Origin of the sequence: Fulvivirga sp. M361, assembly GCF_007097395.1 — a bacterium.
GTDB lineage: Bacteria > Bacteroidota > Bacteroidia > Cytophagales > Cyclobacteriaceae > Fulvivirga.
The window spans coordinates 1-3,198 of sequence record NZ_VKDC01000085.1; the positions used below are offsets into that span (position 1 = coordinate 1).

A 3,198-nucleotide genomic window follows, 5' to 3' on the forward strand; every position below is an offset into this window, starting at 1 on the left:
GCCACTTGACTCCCACTCCTTCATCAACTCAAACATCTTAGATTCCTTGCTCATCGCTCTTTTTGTGAACAAAAATCACTATTCAGAAAGCATACAGCAATACGCCCAACACCGAAGGGATACTAACTAATTGCTGAGATAAACTTCTAACTCTCAGACCATCAAATGTCAATCTTTTTATTGGTGTGTTTTCAACCAGAGTTTATAATACCAGAAAAAACCTGAATACTTACACTTTCTTTAATTGATATTTGGTCTTTTCATCTCCTTTAAAACTGTCCTCTTATGATCTCCACCCATCCGGTGAATACTTCACCGCGAGCTTTGAGTTTGTAAAAATAGACGCCGTCCGGAGTATCCTCTCCATCCCAGTTGCCAATATAGTTGTCATCACTATACACCTGCTTACCCCATCGGTTAGTGATCACCAGTTCCGCACTTTCTCCTGTCCCGGTCGGGTCAAGGTTCCTAATAAAGAACGTTTCATTGACGTCATCACCATTAGGCGTAAATACATTAGGAATAAACAGATCTGTATTCAGGTCCACTCGCGCTGCTAACGTAATGGTACAACCTATTTGGTCGCTGATCTCAACCAGATACCTACCCGCAGGTATATCCTGGTAAGTAGCCTCAAAACGTAGGTCTGTATTCAGCCTGACCGTATCAAACTCTGTACTAAATACCGTGCCGGGTATAGCTGCGGAATCCAATTCGATCCTCGCAAGATAGGGGAAACCATTATTAGAAGGCTGGAAGCCACCTACAATGTTACCTGCCGACAAAGATCCCGTAAATCGATCAGGCAATGAATTTGTGGTATTGGTGATCTCAGCCGCCAGCTGTGCCGGAGGCACAAGCTTATCCGGGTGCGTGAAAACTATATCATCTACAGGGCAGACTGTTTGACTTTGCACCAACTGCAAGGTGAATTCCTGATTAAGGTTTAAGAAAACACGATTTGCGATAGGGAATGAATTACCAACCGGTAAGTTAAATCCAATCTCATCTACCAGGGTTTGTGAATTGTTAAACACACGTAGTAAGTAGGACGCTGAATTATCTCCGGTAATATCTGTTAAAAGTAATTCCTTAACATTAGAGTCGTTAACACAGCTTAACTGATAATCAAAGCTAACAGCTACAGGCCCATCATTTATATCTTCAAATAGTTCATTGGGACATCCATCATTAGAACGTACAGTAATAAAATACCTTCCTCTTGCCAGATCCCTGAATTCAAAGAGCCCATTAGGAGCTACTGCAATAAATGTGGAATTATTCCCCTGCTCCTCAGTGATCGCCACCTCATAATTTCCCGGAAGGAAAGACGCATCGATCTGCCCTTGAATCACTCCATCCGTTCCCGAACCGTTTGTGCATGAGGGATCCGTCTTGTTCAAAGTAAATTGTACTAATCCCGGGCTAGGAACAAAAATTGTTATGTCCTCATCACAACCGCTGCCATCAATAACCGTAAAAGTGTGGTCTCCACCTGACAGGCCACTCAGTCTACCATCTGCTGGTAAGGAGACAGGAACTCCATCCAGTTCAAAAGTATACGAACTGTTATCGCCGCCAGTCACACTGGTAATTCGAATCTCTCCATCGTTGTTATTACAGGTAGCTTCAGTCACCACCTCAGAAGTTATAGCGATTTCAGGAAATTGATTTTGAATAATCACTGAAGTAGTCGAAAAGCACAAGTCTGCCGCGCTGGACCTGACACTAATTGTTCTTTCGAATGTAGGCGCATCACCTGCAGGTATATCTATTCTACTTCCGTTAACAAATGAATTCCAGATGAAGCCATCTAATGAATACTCTAATATATTTCCACCTTGATTCTCTACATCTATACCGACAGAACCCAAATCACCATTACAAACAGGCCCTACTGGATTATCCACTGTAATAGCTCCAACGGTACCAGATTGGTCAATGGTAAACGCACCCATTTTTATGCAAGAGGGATCACCATATTCTATTTCAAATGTGTAGTCTCCGGCAGAAAGTATCTGATCAAATAGGTAAGGCTCATTGAGCAGAAAAGATTTTACTGGCCCATCTATCGTTATAGTCACCCCGGTATTGTTGATAGCCGGTATAGCAGGGTTTATAATGAATTCCATCGATCCATCCGAAAGTGCACAAGATGCCGGCGTCGGATTTAGTGAAATAGAAACAGTCGCACAATCACCACCTCCGCTACAAAGTGGATTAGTAGCATCTAAAACATTCATACTTAAAGCCGCAGAAGTTGCTGCACAACCGCCTCCGAAAGTATAGTTCACCGCAATAGAAATTGGACCTGACAGACCCGTGGGATCAAAATTATTGCCTGTCACGCCCGTACCAGCGAAGCTAAACACACCTCCTGAAGGGCTTCCACTTACTAATGTAGTCAAGTCTACAACACCGCCTGTCTCGCAGACATCCGTAACAGTCGCGGGAACAGTGATCGTTGAAGTACTTACCACGTTCAACGCTAAGGCTCCTGGAGTCGCAGCACAACCGCCGCCCGAAGTATAGTTTACTGTAACAGAAATCGAACCCGATAGACCCGTGGGATCAAAATCATTGCCCGTAACCCCTGTGCCGGTGAAGCTAAATGTGCCGCCAGCAGGACTTCCGCTCACCAACGTAGTCAAGTCTACAACACCACCTGTCTCGCAGACATCCGTAACAGTCGCGGGAACAGTGATCGTTGAAGTACTTACCACGTTCAACGCTAAGGCTCCTGGAGTCGCAGCACAACCGCCGCCTGAAGTATAGTTTACTGTAACAGAGATCGAACCCGATAGACCCGTGGGATCAAAATCATTGCCCGTAACCCCTGTGCCGATGAAGCTAAATGTGCCACCAGCAGGACTTCCGCTCACCAACGTAGTCAAGTCTACAACACCACCTGTCTCGCAGACATCCGTAACAGTCGCGGGAACAGTGATCGTTGAAGTACTTACCACGTTCAACGCTAAGGCTTCTGGAGTCGCAGCACAACCGCCGCCTGAAGTATAGTTTACTGTAACAGAGATCGAACCCGATAGACCCGTGGGATCAAAATCATTGCCTGCAACCCCTGTGCCGGTGAAGCTAAATGTGCCGCCAGCAGGACTTCCGCTCACCAACGTAGTCAAGTCTACAACACCACCTGTCTCGCAGACATCCGTAACAGTCGCGGGAACAGTGATCGTTGAA

Annotated in this window: 1 protein-coding gene; it reads right to left on the reverse strand. The window is 45.4% G+C overall.

The window, feature by feature from the left end; translation table 11 throughout:
- Nucleotides 1–269: 269 nt before the first annotated feature.
- On the reverse strand, nucleotides 270–3,198 hold a 2,929-nt coding region (locus tag FNH22_RS31605; protein ID WP_143402540.1), incomplete at its 5' end, for a gliding motility-associated C-terminal domain-containing protein.